This window comes from Rubrivivax benzoatilyticus JA2 = ATCC BAA-35, assembly GCF_000190375.1.
GTDB lineage: Bacteria > Pseudomonadota > Gammaproteobacteria > Burkholderiales > Burkholderiaceae_C > Rubrivivax > Rubrivivax benzoatilyticus.
Window position 1 is genome coordinate 21,702 of record NZ_AEWG01000049.1, and the last position, 15,662, is coordinate 37,363.

A 15,662-nucleotide genomic window follows, 5' to 3' on the forward strand; every position below is an offset into this window, starting at 1 on the left:
AGTATGACGGCTCCGTGACAGGGGTGCGCAACCATGCGTTTCTACAATCCCCCCATGCCCTTCGTTCACCTGCGGACGCACACCGAATATTCCGTCGTCGACGGCACGCTGCGCATCGACGACGCGGCCGGCGCCGCCAAGGCCGACGGCCAGCCGGCGCTGGCCATCACCGACCTGTCCAACCTCTTCGGCGCGATCAAGTTCTACAAGGCCTGCCGCGGCGCGGGCGTCAAACCCATCGTCGGCGTCGACGTCTGGATGGACCCGCTGCCCGACGCCGCCGAACGCCAGCCCACGCGCCTGGCGCTGCTGGTGCAGGACCGCGGCGGCTACCTGAACCTGTGCGAGCTGCTGGCGCGCGCCTGGACGAAGAACGTGCAGCGCAACCAGGCCTGGGTGAAGTGGGAGTGGCTGCACGAGCTGTCGGGCGGGCTGATCGCGCTGTCCGGCGCCGACATGGGCGCGGTCGGCCAGGCGCTGCTGGCCGGTGACGAGCAGCGCGCCGCCGCGGCCGCGCGCGAGCTGGCCTCGATCTTCCCGGGCCGCTTCTACCTCGAACTGCAGCGTGCCGGCCTGCCGACCCACGAGGCCCATGTGCGTGCCGCGGTGCCGCTGGCCGCCCGGCTGGGGCTGCCCGTCGTGGCCACGCACCCGATCCAGTTTCTCGAGCCCGACGACTTCGAGGCCCACGAGGCGCGGGTCTGCATCGCCGAAGGCGAGACGCTGGCCAACCCCAAGCGCATCAAGCGATTCACGCGCGAGCAGCACTTCAAGACCGCGGCGCAGATGGAGTCGCTGTTCGCCGACGTGCCCAGCGCGATCGCCAACACCGTCGAGATCGCGCGCCGCTGCAGCCTGACGCTGGTGCTGGGCAAACCTCGCCTGCCCGACTTCCCGACGCCCGACGGCTCGCCGATCGACGTGTACTTCCGCAAGGCCTCGCACGAGGGCCTGGAGAAGCGCCTGGTGGCGCTGTTCCCGAAGGAGGAGGAGCGCGAAAAGCGCCGCCCCGAGTACGTCGAGCGCCTGGAGTTCGAGCTCGACACCATCCTGAAGATGGGTTTCCCGGGCTACTTCCTGATCGTCTCGGACTTCATCGTCTGGGCCAAGGCCAACGGCTGCCCGGTCGGCCCGGGGCGGGGTTCGGGCGCCGGCTCGCTGGTCGCCTACGCGCTGTTCATCACCGACCTCGACCCGCTGCAGTACAAGCTGCTGTTCGAACGCTTCCTGAACCCGGAACGCGTGTCGATGCCCGACTTCGACATCGACTTCTGCCAGGGCAACCGCGACCGCGTGATCCGGTACGTGAAGGAGAAGTACGGCCGCGACGCGGTCGGCCAGATCGCGACCTTCGGCACGATGGCCGCCAAGGCGGCGCTGCGCGACGTCGGCCGCGTGCTCGGCATGGGCTACGGCCACGTCGACAGCATCGCCAAGCTGATCCCGGCGCCGCCGGGCAAGACGGTGACGCTGGCCAAGGTGCCCGAGAAGCCCGACCCGGGCATCATCTACGCGCGCCAGGAAGAGCCCGAGATCGACCGCCGCGAGGCCGCCGAAGAAGAAGTGGCCGAGCTGCTGTCGCTGGCCACGCGTGTCGAGGGCATGGTGCGCAACATCGGCATGCACGCCGGCGGCGTGCTGATCGCGCCGGGCAAGATCACCGACTTCTGTCCGCTGTACCAGCAGCCCGGCAGCGACAGCGCGGTCAGCCAGTACGACAAGGACGACGTCGAGGCCATCGGCCTGGTGAAGTTCGACTTCCTGGGCCTGGCGACGCTGACGATCCTGGAGCTGGCGCGCCAGTTCATCGTCGCGCGGCGGCCGAACATGAAGGACTTCAGCTACGAGACGCTGCCGCTGGACGACCAGCGGGTCTACAAGCTGTTCTCCGACGGCCTGACCGAGGCGGTGTTCCAGTTCGAATCACGCGGCATGCAGGGCATGCTGCGCGAGGCCAAGCCCAGCCGGCTGGAGGACCTGATCGCGCTGAACGCGCTGTACCGCCCGGGCCCGATGGACCTGATCCCGACCTTCGTCGCGCGCAAGCACGGCAAGGAGACGGTGGAGTACCCGCACCCGCTCTTGGAGACCGTGCTCGGCGAGACCTACGGCGTCATGGTCTACCAGGAGCAGGTGATGCAGACGGCGCAGGTGCTGGGCGGCTACTCGCTCGGCGGCGCCGACCTGCTGCGCCGTGCGATGGGCAAGAAGAAGCCCGAGGAGATGGCCCAGCACCGCGTCATCTTCCGCGAGGGCGCGGCCAAGAAGGACATCCCCGAAGCGAAGGCCGACGAGGTCTTCGACTTGATGGAGAAGTTCGCCGGCTACGGCTTCAACAAGTCGCACGCGGCCGCGTACTCGCTGCTGGCCTATCACACGGCCTGGATCAAGGTGCACTGCACGGCCGAGTTCTTCGCGGCCAACATGACGATCGAAGCCGACAACACCGACAAGCTGAAGGTGCTGCTGGCCGACGCCAAGCTGTTCGGCATCCGCTTCGATCCGCCCGACGTCAACACCGGCACGCTGCGTTTCGAGCCGATCGAGGACAAGCGCATCCGCTACGGCCTGGGCGCCGTCAAGGGCACCGGCGCCGGCGCGATCGAGGCCATCGTCGCGGCGCGCGAAGGCCGCGCCGGCGACGGCGGCGGCCCGTTCCGCAGCCTGTTCGACTTCTGCGCCCGGGTCGACCGCCAGCGTGTCAACAAGCGTGTCGTCGAAGCGCTGATCAAGGCCGGCGCCTTCGACTCGCTGCACGCCGACCGCGCCGCGACGCTGGCCAGCGTCGGCCTGGCGTTCGAGTGGGCCGACACGCAGGCCGCCAACAAGGACCAGGGCGGGCTGTTCGACTTCGGCGACGCGCACGGATCGAGCACGCAGGAACCGGCGCTGGTCGCGGTGGAACCGTGGTCGGTGCGCGAGCGGCTGATGCAGGAGAAGATCGCCATCGGCTTCTACCTGTCGGGCCATCTGTTCGATGCCTGCCGCGACGAGGTGCGCAAGTTCGTGCGCCGCGACATCGTCGAGCTGGTCGACTCGCGCGAGCCGCAGTCGGTGGCCGGCATCGTCTCCGAGCTGCGCGTCATCAACGGCCAGCGCGGGCGTGTCGCGATCTTCAAGCTCGACGACGGCAGCGAGGCCATCGAGGCCGTGGCCAACGAGGAGCTGCTGGACGCCAGCCGCGAGCTGCTGCGCGAGGACGAGCTGGTCATCGTCGTCGGCAAGCTGCAGCCCGACCGTTTCTCGGGCGGCCTGCGCCTGAACGCGCAGCAGGTCTGGGACCTGGCGACGGCGCGCGCCCGTTACGGCCGCTACCTGTCGGTCGAACTCAACGGCGGCCTGCCGCCGGTGGCCGACGTGCTGAAGCTCTGGCCGGCGCGCCGTGTCGAGACCGAGGAAGGCGAGACCCAGCAGGGCCTGGCGGTGCGGCTGAAGCTCAAGCGTGCGACGGCCGTCGGCGAGCTCGACCTCGGCAGCGACGCCCGCTTCTGGCCCTGCGACGAGGCGCTGGCGCGCTGGAAGACGATCGCCGACCAGGGACGCGCGGCCATCGTCTACGAATGAAAGGGTTTGTTTCGCGCGGCCTTGTCTGACATCCGCCGTGCGGCAGGCAGCGTTAGGTTCTCGTGAAACACTGTCTGGAGATCCGATGAGAAAGACGATCGCGAGCGCCTGCCTGAGCATCCTGGCGCTGGTGGGCGCACCCGCCCAGGCCACCAATGTCGGCGTGTCGGTCGAGATCAGCCAGCCGGGCATCTACGGCCGCGTGGACATCGGCCGCTATCCGCAGCCGGCGGTCATCGTCGCGCAGCCGGTGATCATCGGCCGGCCGGTCGCCGTGGCGCCGCAGCCGGTCTACATGTGGGTCCCGCCGGGCCACCGCAAGAACTGGCGCAAGCACTGCCGGGACTACGGTGCCTGCGGCGTGCCGGTGTACTTCGTCGACCACCGCTGGTATCGCAGCCATGTGATGCCGGCGCGCGAGGTGCGTTACGAGCGGCGCGACGACCGGCGCGATGACCGCTACGAGCGCCGCGACGATCGCCGTGACGACCGCTACGACCGCCGTGACGATCGCCGCGACGACCGCCATGACCGGCGCGACGACCGCCGCGGCCCGCCCGGGCCCCGCGACGGCCATCGCGGCCCGCAGGGCTGACCCAGGCGGCTCCGCCAGCGCGTGCGGTGCGGCACGCGCCGGCACTTCTTCACTTCGCCTTCGCCGGCTTGGTGTCCTTGGCATCGCCACCGCTCCAGCCGGCGCCGGCCACCGTCAGCCCGGCCTGCGAGAAGCGTGCGGCGTTGCCCGCGCCGATGCCGGGCACGCGGTCGACCATGTCGGCCCAGCTCTTGAACGCGCCGGCCATGCGCGCCTCGAGGATCTTGGCCGACAGGCCCGGGCCGATGCCCTTGACGGTTTCGAGCTCGGCCTGACTGGCCTGGTTGGCGTCGACCGCGGCATGGGCGTTGAAGGCGAAGGCCGCGAACAGCAGTGCGGCGGCGGGACGCAGGAATCGCTTCATGGAGGGCTCCCTCGGCACCAGGTGCCGTCGTGGCCCGCCGGCCCCATGCCGACGGTGCACGGGGCGCATTCTTCGGAGCCCGCGGGGGGCGCGCATCCCTCCGCGGGGCGCCTCCGAGCGGTGCCCCGTGCAGGGCGATCGCTTGCGCCGCGGCACCCCGCCGGCCGGGGGTGGCCGGCTATAGTCTCCGCCGCCGCCGCGCACCGCGGCGCGAGACGGTGAACCTCCCGAGATGACTTCCCTTTTTGCCCATAACCTGGCCGAGCACCGGGCGCTGTTCGCTCGGCTCGACACGCTCGACGCCGAGGTCGAACGCGCCGGCGACACGATCGCGCGTGCGCTCGAGGCCGGCGGCAAGCTGCTGATCTGCGGCAACGGTGGCTCGGCCGCCGACAGCCAGCACATCGCCGCCGAGCTGACGGGCCGCTTCATCCACGACCGCCGGCCGCTGGCGGCGATCGCGTTGACGACCGACACCTCGGCGCTGACCAGCATCGCCAACGACTACGCCTTCGACGACGTGTTCGTGCGTCCGGTGCGCGCGCTGGGCCGTGCCGGCGACGTGCTGCTGGGCCTCTCGACCTCGGGCAACTCGGCCAACGTGCTGCGCGCCGTGGACGCTGCGCGTGAACTGGGCCTCACGACGATCGGCCTGCTGGGCCGCGACGGCGGCGCGCTGCGCACGCGCTGCGACCAGGCGATCGTCGTGCCGAGCACGACGACCGCGCGCATCCAGGAAGCGCACATCCTGATCGGCCACACGCTGTGCGGGCTGGTCGAACAGAAGCTGGGGCTGGCATGAGCCCTCAGGACTTGTCCGGGGCTCATTCCCGCTCGGCGGGACCGGCCGCCAGTCCGAAGGGTGCCCCAGTGAGCCCATCAGTGAGCGTCACCGCCACCTGGCCGCGTCCGGCGCGCGAGGCGCTGGCGGCGTGCCGCGTGCTCGTCGTCGGCGACGTCATGCTCGACCGCTACTGGCACGGCGCCGTCGACCGAATCTCGCCCGAGGCGCCGGTGCCGGTGGTGCGTGTCAACCGCGAGGAGGAGCGCCTGGGCGGCGCCGCCAACGTCGCGCTGAACGTGCGTGCGCTCGGCGCGCAGGCGACGCTGCTGACCGTCGTCGGCGACGACGAGCCCGCGCGCCGGCTGCGCACGCTGCTCGAGGCCCAGGACGTTCGCGCCGTGCTCGGCGCCGACGCCCAGCTGCGCACCATCGTCAAGCTGCGTGTCATCGGCCGCCAGCAGCAGCTGGTGCGCATCGACTTCGAGAACCAGCCGACGCACGAGGTGCTGGCGCAGCTGCTCGACGACTTCGAGCGCGAGCTGCCCGGCCACGACGCGGTGCTGTTCTCCGACTACGGCAAGGGCGGGCTGGCCCACGTCGGCCGCATGATCACGATGGCGCGCGAGGCCGGCAAGCCGGTGCTCGTCGACCCCAAGGGCAGCGACTTCTCGCGTTATGCCGGTGCCGACCTGATCACGCCGAACCGCGCCGAGCTGGCGCAGGTCGTCGGCCATTGGGCCAGCGAGGACGAGCTGCGCGAACGCGCCCGTGCGCTGCGCGAGCGCCTGGGGCTGGCGGCGCTGCTTCTGACGCGCTCCGAAGAAGGCATGACGCTGTACGACGCCCAGGGCGAGCGCCACGTCGACGCCGACGCCCGCGAGGTCTTCGACGTCACCGGCGCCGGCGACACCGTCATCGCGACGATGGCCGCGCTGATCGCCGCCGGCCTGCCGGCAAGCGACGCGATGCCCTGGGCCAACCGCGCCGGCGGCATCGTCGTCGGCCGTTTCGGCACGGCCAGCGTCGGTTACGACGAGCTGTTCGCATGAGCCCACAGGACTTGTCCGGGGCTCAGTCCCGCTTGGCGGACCGGCCGCAAGGCCGAAGGGTGCCCCGATGAGCTTCATGGACAAGCTCTGCGCTCGCGCCGACGCCCCGGCGCGGCTGGCGGCGCTGCCGCGGCCGTGGGTGTTCACCAACGGCGTCTTCGACGTGCTGCACCGCGGCCACGTCAGCTACCTGGAGCGTGCGCGTGCGCTCGGCGGCTCGCTGGTCGTCGGCGTCAACAGCGACGTCTCGGCGCGTGGTCTGGGCAAGGGCCCGGACCGGCCGCTGAACGGCGAGCAAGACCGCGCGCTGGTGCTGGCGGCGCTGGAATCGGTGTCGCTCGTCACCTGGTTCGACGAACGCACGCCGGTGGCGCTGCTGGCCGAGCTGCGCCCCGACGTCTACGTCAAGGGCGGCGACTACGACATCGAGACGCTGGAAGAGACGCGGCTGGTGCGCGGCTGGGGCGGCACGGCGCTGGCGCTGCCCTTCGTCGACGGCTACTCGACGACGCGGCTCGTCGAACGCATCCGCGCCGGCACATGAGCCCGCAGGACTCGTTCGGGGCCCATTCCCGCCAGGCGGGACCGGCCGCCAGGCCGGACAGTGCCCCACAGCGCGCGCGCGCCGTCTTCCTCGACCGCGACGGCGTGGTCAACGTCGATCACGGCTACGTCGGGCGCTGGGAGGACTTCGAGTTCGTGCCCGGCGCCGTCGACGCGATGCGCCGGCTGCACCAGGCCGGCTGGCAACTCGTCGTCGTGACCAACCAGTCGGGCATCGCGCGGGGCTATTACACCGAGGCCGACTACGAGGCGCTGACGGCGCGGATGAAGGCCGAACTCGCCGCCGCCGGCGCGCCGCTGGCCGGCGTCTACCACTGCCCGCATCACCCGAAGGGCTCGGTCGCGGCCTACGCGCGCGACTGCGACTGCCGCAAGCCGGCGCCGGGGATGATCCTGCGCGCGGCACGCGAGCTGACGATCGACCTGGCGGCCTCGGTGCTGGTTGGCGACAAGGACTCGGACCTGCAGGCCGCCGACGCGGCTGGCGTCGGGCGGGCCATCCGGGTGCTGGCGCCAGGCGAGGCGTACAAGGGCGCGGGCGTGGTTGCGTCGTCGCTGGCGCACGCCGTTGAATCGGGCCTGATCACCCCGGCGCGCTGAACCGGGGCGTCAGATCGCCTCGGGCGTCGCCATTCCGCACTCCCGGTCCTGCGTGCAGTGATCGGCCTACGACGGACTGTGCATCCGACATGTGCGAACACGCGCGTACACGCCCAACACCAACGGCAAGGCCGAGTGCTTCGTCCAGACCACTCCGCGTTCAACCGACGGCGACCCATGAGCCGCATCCCGGCCATGAGCAACCTGTTGGAACTCGACAGCTAGCGGCCGTTCCACTCGCGGCGCAGCCGTCTCCAGGGCAGATAGCCGGCGCCGCCGAGCGGCAGTTGCGGCAACACGACGCGCAGCAGGTGGTACGGCCAGCTGAGCGCCACGTGCGGCTTGGGCCGGCCGTGGAACTTGACGATCAGCGCGCCGGCGAAGGCGCGCTTGGCTTCGCCGGGGCGGCGTCGGCCGAGGCGGCGCAGTGTCTTGTAGCTCACGATGTCGGCGGCATCGAACAGGCCCACCCGGGCCGACAGGCCGTGGGCGGCGACCGCGGCGTGGATCTGGTCCTGGTCGCCCGGCACGCGGGCCGGGTGGCGAACGCCGGCGGCGAAGTCGTCGAACACCGCCCGCATCGCACCGGGGCGGATGCGCATGACGCTGGAATTGTAGCAGTCGTAGTTCCAGTCGTCGACGATCAGCAGGTCCTCTGCGCGGCCGAGCGAGCGGGCCAGCCAGTCGTCGAGGTCCTGCTGGACGACGATGCTCAGGTCGAGGTAGAAGAACTCCGCTAGGCCGACCAGTTCCGGCGCGAACAGGCACAGCTTGTGGCAGGTGACGTGGTCCGACGGGCCGACGAAGCGCCGCCATTCGCTGCAGTCGTGCAGCACGACGCCTGGCGGCACCTGCCGCGCCACGTCGCTGAAGCAGTGCAGCGTGAACGGCCGATGCACGTGGCGCTGCAGCATGCCGTGCAGCCGCGACAGGTAGAGCTCGGCCATCCCGTCCATCCGGCCGATCGTCACGCAGACGAAGTGCACCGGCGCCGTCATGCGGTGCCCTCCAGCGGCTCGAGCCGCACGCCGAGTTCCAGGAAGGCCTTCGTCATCGTCTTGCGCTCGTCGGTCGACTTGAACTGGATGCGCTCCCAGCCGAAACCCACCACCACCGTCTCGGGGCCGTAGATCTGGCGCGCGAACAGCAGGGCCGTCGAGCGCGCGCCGACGACCGCCGCATAGCGGTGCGACTGCATCCACTCCTCGATCGTCCGGTCGGTCGCGAGCAGCGCGTAGTCCGGATGGAACATCTCGCGGTGCGGATCCTTGGGATGCGGGCGGTAGTCGACCGCGTCGAAGCCCTGACGCTGCAGCCATGCGTGGATCGCGGTGGCGAGGCGCTCGCCATCGGCCGCGCTCATCAGCCCGGCGCCGACGACCGGCTGCCCGACGACCAGCGCGCGGCGTGGCGCGGCCTCGTCCGAAGTGGCGCGCCCGACCAGTGGATCCAGCACCACCACCTTGTCGGCCGGGTACTCGTGTGGCAGCCCCGGCAGCACGTAGATGCGGTCGCAGAACGGTGCGTCCGAACCGATGCGGTCGCCGCTGAAGGTGCGGTAACGCAGCTGCGGGGCGATCAGGCCGCGCAGGCGGCGCAGGTGCTGCAGCAAGCGCTTGCCGCCGCTCAGCGGGTAGCGGCGCATGCTGATGACGCCATCGGGCAGGATGCGCGCGTGCATCGTGCGCGCGCCGCACAACCGAGGCAGCGCGTGCAGGAAGTAGTTGATCGCCTCGGTGTCGAAGACGGCGCTGTGCAGATGCAGCTCGTCGCAGCGGCCGACGAGCGCGGCGACCTCGCGCAGGTTCGCCAGCAGCCGCCGATGGGCGCCGAAGGCCCCCGGCAGCGGCTCGATGCGCGGCCACGGCATGTAGGCCGCGGCGTCCCAGTCGGAGGCGACGACCACCGGGCCGACGCCGGGCTTGTACCAGACCAGCACCTGGCGCGCGTCGGCTTCGTGCCGGGCGGCGATCTGGCGTGCCGCCAGATACTGCAGCGGCGAGGCGACGAAGTAGACGGCGCAGCGTGTCATCGTGCGGCGATCTCCCGGTAGACCTGCAGGTTGCCGCGCACCATCGCCGCCACCGAGAAACGCGCGACGACGTGCTCGCGCCCGGCCGCGCCGTAGCGCGCGCGCAGCGCGGCGTCGCCCAGCAGCGTGTTCAGGTGGCGCGCCAGCGCGGCGGTGTCGCCCGGCTCGATCAGCTCGCCGTTGACGCCCGGCAGCACGATCTCGGGGATGCCGCCGGCGCGGCCGGCGACGATCGGCAGGCCGCAGGCCGCGGCCTGCAGCAGCGCGACGCCCAGGCCTTCCATCTCGGCCGGGTGCACCAGCAGGTCGAGGTTGGGCAGCACGCGCGGCAGGTCCTGGCGGAAGCCCGGGAACAGCACCCGGTCGACCAAGCCGGCGGCGCGCGCCTCGTTCTCGATCGCCTCGCGCAGCGGCCCCTGGCCGAAGATCAGGAAACGCGTGCGCGGGTGCGCCGCCAGCACCGCCGGCAGCGCCGCCAGCAGCGTGCGGTGGCCCTTGCGGGCGATGAACTGCGCGGCCATGCCGACCGCCAGCTCGTCCGGCGCGAGGCCGAACTCGGCCTCCAGCCAGGCGCGTTCGCCGCGGCCGGGCCGGTACTGCTCGACGTCGACCGAACTCGGCACGCAGCGCAGCTTGGTGCGCGGCACGCCCTCTGCCTCGAGCACGCGGAAGATGCCCTCGGAGATCGTCACGACGCGGTCGTAGAGCCGGTACTTGAGGCCGACCCAGGCGCGCGGCTCGGGGTTGTCGACACGCCGGCTCAGCACCACCGGCACGCCTTCCAGGCGCGCCGCCAGGCCGCCCCAGAGGTCGCTGCCGCGGCGGCTGTGCAGGTGCACGACGTCCGGGCGCTCGGCGCGGATCAGGCGGCGCAGGCGGCCGAGCATGCCGACATCGGCGTCGCCGCCCATCTCGATCTGCACGACGCGCGCGTGCGGCGCGGCCGCCTCGGCGACGGCGCTGCCCAGCGGCGCGGCGAGCACGTTGTCGACGCCCTCGGCACCGAGCCCGCGCACCAGGAACACGACCTGCAGCGCACCGCCGTACAGGTGCTTGCCGGCCTCGACGTGGAGAACCTTCATGAGACGGGGAGGATCGGGAGGGTCGGGGTGCCGTCGGCCAGCCGCGTCGCGGTGTCGAACACGCGCTGCACTTCCAGCGAGCGCATGCAGTCGAAGCGGCCGGCGCAGCTCGGGCGGCGGCGGCAGGGCGAACACGGCAGCGCGTCGTAGAGCACGACGGTGCGCGGCGTGGCCGCGTCGAGATAGGGCCGGGTCGAGCCGAACAGCGCGACGGTCGGCACGTCCAGCGCCGTGCCCATGTGCGTCAGGCCGGTGTCGACGCCGACCAGCAGCGCGGCCTCGGCCAGCGCGGCGACGGTCTCGTCGAGCTTGAGCCGGCCGGCGAGGTTGGCCGCCGCCGGCGCCAGTGCGGCGATGCGCGCCGCGGCGTCCACGTCGCCCGGGCCGCCGACGATCACCGGCTGCAGGCCGCGCGCCGCGAAGGCCTGGGCCAGCTCGGCCCAGCGGTCCTCGAACCAGTGCTTCTGCGGCCGCGTCGTGAACGGGCACAGCGCGACCCAGCGGCCGGCGACGCCGGCCTCGGCGAGCGCGGCGCGCGCGCGTTCGCGCGGGGCCGCGCCGACGGCGAGGTCCAGGCGGAAGTCGGACTCGGCAGCGCCGAGCGCGACGCCGAGCGCCCGGTACTCGCTGCCGATGCGGCGGTCGGCGCCGGCGGGTGGCGACACGCGGTGGTGCATCAGGTGCTGGCTGCCTTCGTGCGAACGCAGCCCGACACGCTGCGGCGCGCCGGTCAGCCAGGCGCAGAAGCCGCTCTTGAGCAGGCCCTGGGCGTCGAGCACGAGGTCGTAGCGCTCGGCACGCAGCCGGCGGCGCAGGGCCAGCACCTCGCCGGCCAGCGCGCCCAGGCGGCGCTCGCGCCAGAGCTGCTGCAGCACGGCGCGCGGCATCGTCTTGACGCCGTCCAGGCGCGGGTTGTGCGCCAGCAGCGGCGCCGCCGGCGGCTCGACGAGCCAGTGGATCGTCGCGTCGGGCCAGCGTGCACGCAGCGAACGGATCAGGCCCGAGGCCATGACGACGTCGCCGATCGCGCTCAGGCGCACGATCAGGATGCGCGGCGGGCGGCCGGCGGGCAGCTTCAGCGGCAGCAGCCGGCTCATGCTCGCTCTCCTCGGACGGCACGGTAGACCGCGATCGTGCGCTCGGCCATCTTCTCCAGGGTCATCGCGTCCTCGTAGCGGCTGCGGCCGCGGCGGCCCATCGCCGCGGCATCCGTGGGCGTGGCGGCGAGCGCCGCGAGCGCATCGGCCAGCGCCGATGGGTCCTCGGCCTGCACCAGCCGTCCGTTGTCTCCGTCGTGCACGATCTCGGGCACGCCGCCGACCGCCGCGGCGACCACCGGCAGGCCGGCGGCCATCGCCTCGACGATGGCCAGCGACAGCGCCTCGCGGCGCGAAGGCAGCACGAAAGCATCGAAGGCCGCCAGCAGGTCGGGTGCGTCGCCGCGGTAGCCGGCGAAGTGCAGCCGTGGGTCGCCCGCCGCCTGTGCCTGCACCTGGCGGCCGAACTCGGTCGAGGGGTCGCCGATCATCACCAGGTGCAGCTGCGGAGGCAGTCGGCGGAAGGCCTCGACCAGCAGGTCCTGGCCCTTGTCGCGGACGAAGCGGCCGACGTGTACGGCAGCGAAGGCGTCTTCCGGCACGCCGAGCTCGCGTCGCAGCGCCGCACGATCGGGCCGCCGCACGTCGGGCACGCCGTGATGCACCACCGACACCGCGTCAGCGGCGTGGCCGCCGGAGACGACGTTGTCGCGTACCGCGGCGGAGACCGCGATCACGTGCCGGCAACCGCCCATGTGCTTGCGCGCCGTGGTCGCGTGCGCGGTGCAGACGGCGACGCAGCCGCGGTGGCCGTGCTGCGCGCGCGCCGCGTAGGCCGCGCCGCGGATCAGGTGGCCGTGCACGATGTCCGGCGCCAGCCGCGCCACCAGCCGCCGCAGCCGCCAGTGAGAGACGAGGTCGTAGAGCCCGTGCATCGCGACGTGGTGCGCGGGGATGCCGGCCTCGGCGCAGGCGCGGCCGATCCAGGAATCCAGCGGCCCGGCGAACTCGACTTCGTGGCCGGCGGCGCGCTGGGCGCGCATCAGCATCAGGCAGTGGTTCTCGGCGCCGCCGTAACCGTGGCTGTGCAGGACGTGCAGGATGCGCATCGGGGCGGTGTTCAGTCGTGCTTGAAGTGCAGCTTCCAGGCGAAACCGAGCAGGTTGTCGCCCCAGGAAATCGCCTTGCGCGGAATGTCGAACGGCGAACGTGCGCCGTTGGCCTTGCCGCGGATGCAGGTCAGGCCGGTGCGGTAGCCGGCCTCGCGCACGTAGTCGCGTGCGCGTTCGTCGTAGTCGCCGTAGGGATAGCAGAAGTCGGTGACCGCCTCGCCGAGCAGGTCCTCGAGCGCGGCCTTGCTGTCGAAGATCTCGGCGCGCATCTGCTCGGGGGCCAGGCGCGACAGGCGCGGGTGCGTCAGCGAGTGCGAGCCGAAATGCACGCCTTCGCGGCGCAGGCGGCGCAGCGTCGGCGCGTCCATCAGCGGCGGCTGCTCGGCAAAGCCCTGCAGCCACTCCGACTTGCGCCCGACCAGCGAGGTGACGATGAACACCGTCGCCGGCATGCCCTGCGCCTGCAGCGCCGGCCAGGCGTGGTCGGCGAAGTTCTGGTAGCCGTCGTCGACGGTCAGCACGACGCCGCGCCGCGGCAGCGCGGCGCCCTCGAACAGCGCTTGCCGCGCGGATTCCAGCGACATCACGTCGAAGCCCATGCGGCGCAGATAGGCCAGTTGCGAACCGAAGCGCGCGCTGTCGCAGAACTGCGCGCGATGCGCCTTCGGTCGGGCGAAGTGGCCGAACTGGTGGTACATCAGAACCGACAGCGGCGGCTCGGCCGGCGGCGTCTTCAGCGGGGCCGTGTTCATTCGGAGATCTCGCTCTGGCGGTGCTGCATCAGGTGCAGCTTGTGGTACAGCCCGCCGCGGGCGAGCAGTTCGTCATGCGTGCCGACTTCGGCGACGCGGCCCTGGTCCATCACGATCACGCGGTCGGCGTTGGCGATCGTCGACAGCCGGTGCGCGATCGTCACCGTCGTGCGGCCGCGCTTGAGGTTGTCGATCGCCTGCTGGACGATGCGTTCGCTCTCGGTGTCCAGCGCCGAGGTGGCTTCGTCGAGCAGCAGGATCGGCGCGTCCTTCAGCAGCGCGCGTGCGATCGACAGGCGCTGGCGCTGGCCGCCGGACAGGCGGGCTCCGTTCTCGCCGATCTGGGTGTCCAGGCCCTGCGGCAGCTCGCGGATGAATTCCATCGCGTGCGCGGTCTCGGCGGCGCGTTCGATGTCCTCGCGGGTCGGCTCGCCGGGCGCGCCGTAGGCGATGTTGGCGGCGATCGTGTCGTTGAACAGCACGACGTGCTGCGTCACCAGCGCGATGTTGGCGCGCAGGTCTGCCAGCCGCACCTCGCGGGTGTCCACGCCGTCGAGCAGGATGTGGCCGCCGTCGGGCGCATAGAAGCGCGGGATCAGCGACATCAGCGTCGACTTGCCGCTGCCCGACGCGCCGACCAGCGCGACGGACTCCCCGGCGGCGATCTCCATCGTCACGCGGTCGATCGCGTTGCCTTCGGTGTTCGGGTAGCGGAAGACCACGTCCTCGAAGCGCAGGTGCCCGCTGACGCGGCCCAGCGTGCGCGTGCCCTCGTCGCGCTCGGGTTCGGCGTCGAGGATCTCGAACAGCGAGGCTGCCGCCGCGAGGCCGCGCTGCAGCGTCTCGTTGACGTTGGACAGCCGCTTCAGCGGCCCCAGCAGCAGCGCCATCGCGCCGAAGAACGAGACGAAGCCGCCGACCGTCAGGTTGTTGCTCTGCGAGGCCAGCGTCGCGTAGTAGATGATCCCGGCCAGCGCCAGCGAGGCGATCAGCTGCACCAGCGGGCCGTTGGCCGCCGAGGTGCGCACCGACTTCATCGTGTAGCGGCGCAGCAGGCCGGCGACCTGCGCGAATCGCCGCTGCTCGTAGTCCTGACCGCCGAAGACCTTGATCTCGCGCTGGGCGCCCAGCACTTCGTCGGCGACGTGCGACAGCGCCCCCACCGAGTCCTGCTGCGCGTGGCTGTAGCGGCGCAGCCGGCGGCCGACCGAACGGATGACCCACCCGATCGCCGGCAGCACGGTGAAGAACAGCAGCGACAGCTTCCAGTTCAGCCACAGCATGTAGCCGAGCAGGCCGACGACGGTCAGCGAGTCCTTGACGATCGTGATCAGCGAGATCGTGATGATCGGGCTGACCTGCTGCGCGTTGTGCGTCAGGCGCGACATCAGCACGGCCGAGGGCTGGCGGTCGAAGAAGGCCAGCGGCAGGGTCAGCAGGCGGGCGAAGACCGCGTTGCGCAGATCGAGCACGACATGCGTGGCGACGCTGTTGAGCGCCACCGTGTGGGCATAGTCGGACAGGCCGCGCACCGCGAACAGCGCGACCAGCGCCAGCGGCATCACGTGCGCGAGCTTCGGGTCCTTCTCGACGAAGCTGCCGTCGATCAGCTGCTTCAACAGCGCCGGGACCGAAGCCTCGGCGGCGGCGTTGACGACCATCGCCAGCACGCCGAGCACGAAGACCTTCGTGTAGGGCCGGACGTACTGCAGCAGCCGCCGGTACAGCGCGAACGAGTTGTCTTGGTTCATGGGCTCAGCTTTCGTCGACCCGCCGCGGCGGGTAGCTGTCCCAGCTGAGGCAGCCCGGGCACTGCCAGAAGTACTGGTGGGCCTCGAAGCCGCAGGCCGCGCAGCGGTAGCGGTGCAGCGGGCGCGCGGCGCGCGCCAGCGCCTGCTCGACGAGCTCCAGCGCCGCCGGGTCGCCGGCCGCTGGCTGGGGCGGCGTGGCGAGCAGCGCATGCGCCGCGGTCAGGCTCGGCTGCTGGCGCAGGCTGTCGGCCAGGCGGCGCGGCTGGCTCGCCGGGTCGAGCCGGCCCAGCGCCTGCAGCACGTCCAGGCTGGGGCTGCGCTCGAGCGCCTTGGCGAGCTGGTCGCGCACGTGCTCGAGCCGGCCGCAGGCCTCGCC

Annotated in this window: 14 protein-coding genes and 1 pseudogene; 6 read left to right on the forward strand and 9 right to left on the reverse strand. The window is 71.8% G+C overall.

The window, feature by feature from the left end; all coding sequences use genetic code 11:
• Positions 1-54 precede the first annotated feature (54 nt).
• A complete protein-coding gene (gene dnaE / locus RBXJA2T_RS05470; RefSeq protein WP_009856335.1) occupies positions 55-3,564 on the forward strand; it encodes a DNA polymerase III subunit alpha in 3,510 nt (1,169 codons plus the stop codon).
• 85 nt (positions 3,565-3,649) lie between these two features.
• Complete coding sequence (locus RBXJA2T_RS05475) at positions 3,650-4,159, forward strand: hypothetical protein (RefSeq protein ID WP_009856336.1); 510 nt, start codon at positions 3,650-3,652, stop codon at positions 4,157-4,159.
• 49 nt (positions 4,160-4,208) lie between these two features.
• Here RBXJA2T_RS05475 and RBXJA2T_RS05480 read toward each other — a convergent pair whose 3' ends face one another.
• On the reverse strand, positions 4,209-4,523 hold the full coding sequence (locus tag RBXJA2T_RS05480) for a ComEA family DNA-binding protein (protein WP_009856337.1): 315 nt from the start codon (positions 4,521-4,523) through the stop codon (positions 4,209-4,211).
• A 232-nt stretch (positions 4,524-4,755) separates the two neighbouring features.
• On the opposite strand from RBXJA2T_RS05480, the gene RBXJA2T_RS05485 reads away from it, so the two are divergent.
• The 4 genes from RBXJA2T_RS05485 (at position 4,756) to gmhB (ending at position 7,520) form a co-directional block, all read left to right on the forward strand.
• Positions 4,756-5,325, forward strand: coding sequence for a D-sedoheptulose-7-phosphate isomerase (locus RBXJA2T_RS05485; RefSeq protein ID WP_009856338.1), 570 nt, complete (start codon positions 4,756-4,758; stop codon positions 5,323-5,325).
• A gap of 80 nt (positions 5,326-5,405) precedes the next feature.
• A complete protein-coding gene (gene rfaE1 / locus RBXJA2T_RS05490; RefSeq protein WP_009856339.1) occupies positions 5,406-6,356 on the forward strand; it encodes a D-glycero-beta-D-manno-heptose-7-phosphate kinase in 951 nt (316 codons plus the stop codon).
• Between the two features lie 67 nt (positions 6,357-6,423).
• Positions 6,424-6,900: an adenylyltransferase/cytidyltransferase family protein gene (locus tag RBXJA2T_RS05495; RefSeq protein WP_009856340.1), complete on the forward strand. Its 477-nt coding sequence runs from the start codon at positions 6,424-6,426 to the stop codon at positions 6,898-6,900.
• Positions 6,897-7,520, forward strand: a complete 624-nt coding sequence (gene gmhB / locus RBXJA2T_RS05500) for a D-glycero-beta-D-manno-heptose 1,7-bisphosphate 7-phosphatase (RefSeq protein ID WP_081467592.1) — start codon at positions 6,897-6,899, stop codon at positions 7,518-7,520. The genes RBXJA2T_RS05495 and gmhB overlap by 4 nt, the downstream gene beginning before the upstream one ends.
• 221 nt (positions 7,521-7,741) lie before the next feature.
• Here gmhB and RBXJA2T_RS05505 read toward each other — a convergent pair whose 3' ends face one another.
• The 8 genes and pseudogenes from RBXJA2T_RS05505 to RBXJA2T_RS05540 all read right to left on the reverse strand — a co-directional run.
• Complete coding sequence (locus tag RBXJA2T_RS05505) at positions 7,742-8,518, reverse strand: hypothetical protein (RefSeq protein ID WP_009856342.1); 777 nt, start codon at positions 8,516-8,518, stop codon at positions 7,742-7,744.
• Complete coding sequence (locus RBXJA2T_RS05510) at positions 8,515-9,552, reverse strand: polysialyltransferase family glycosyltransferase (protein WP_009856343.1); 1,038 nt, start codon at positions 9,550-9,552, stop codon at positions 8,515-8,517. Before RBXJA2T_RS05510 ends, RBXJA2T_RS05505 begins: the two co-directional genes overlap by 4 nt.
• Positions 9,549-10,634: a glycosyltransferase gene (locus RBXJA2T_RS05515; RefSeq protein WP_009856344.1), complete on the reverse strand. Its 1,086-nt coding sequence runs from the start codon at positions 10,632-10,634 to the stop codon at positions 9,549-9,551. Before RBXJA2T_RS05515 ends, RBXJA2T_RS05510 begins: the two co-directional genes overlap by 4 nt.
• Entirely contained in the window at positions 10,631-11,731 is a 1,101-nt protein-coding gene (locus RBXJA2T_RS05520; RefSeq protein WP_009856345.1) for a glycosyltransferase family 9 protein, read from the reverse strand. The genes RBXJA2T_RS05515 and RBXJA2T_RS05520 overlap by 4 nt, the downstream gene beginning before the upstream one ends.
• Positions 11,728-12,780 carry a glycosyltransferase gene (locus tag RBXJA2T_RS05525; protein ID WP_009856346.1) on the reverse strand — a complete coding sequence of 351 codons (1,053 nt, stop codon included), beginning with the start codon at positions 12,778-12,780 and terminating at the stop codon, positions 11,728-11,730. Before RBXJA2T_RS05525 ends, RBXJA2T_RS05520 begins: the two co-directional genes overlap by 4 nt.
• Positions 12,781-12,791: 11 nt before the next feature.
• Positions 12,792-13,535 (reverse strand): polysaccharide deacetylase family protein, encoded by a 744-nt coding sequence (locus RBXJA2T_RS05530; RefSeq protein ID WP_009856347.1) that lies wholly within the window; start codon positions 13,533-13,535, stop codon positions 12,792-12,794.
• Positions 13,532-15,286: a lipid A export permease/ATP-binding protein MsbA gene (gene msbA / locus RBXJA2T_RS05535; RefSeq protein WP_009856348.1), complete on the reverse strand. Its 1,755-nt coding sequence runs from the start codon at positions 15,284-15,286 to the stop codon at positions 13,532-13,534. Before msbA ends, RBXJA2T_RS05530 begins: the two co-directional genes overlap by 4 nt.
• Before the next feature lie 4 nt (positions 15,287-15,290).
• Positions 15,291-15,662 (reverse strand): annotated as a pseudogene (locus RBXJA2T_RS05540) (lipopolysaccharide assembly protein LapB); the annotation flags it as partial.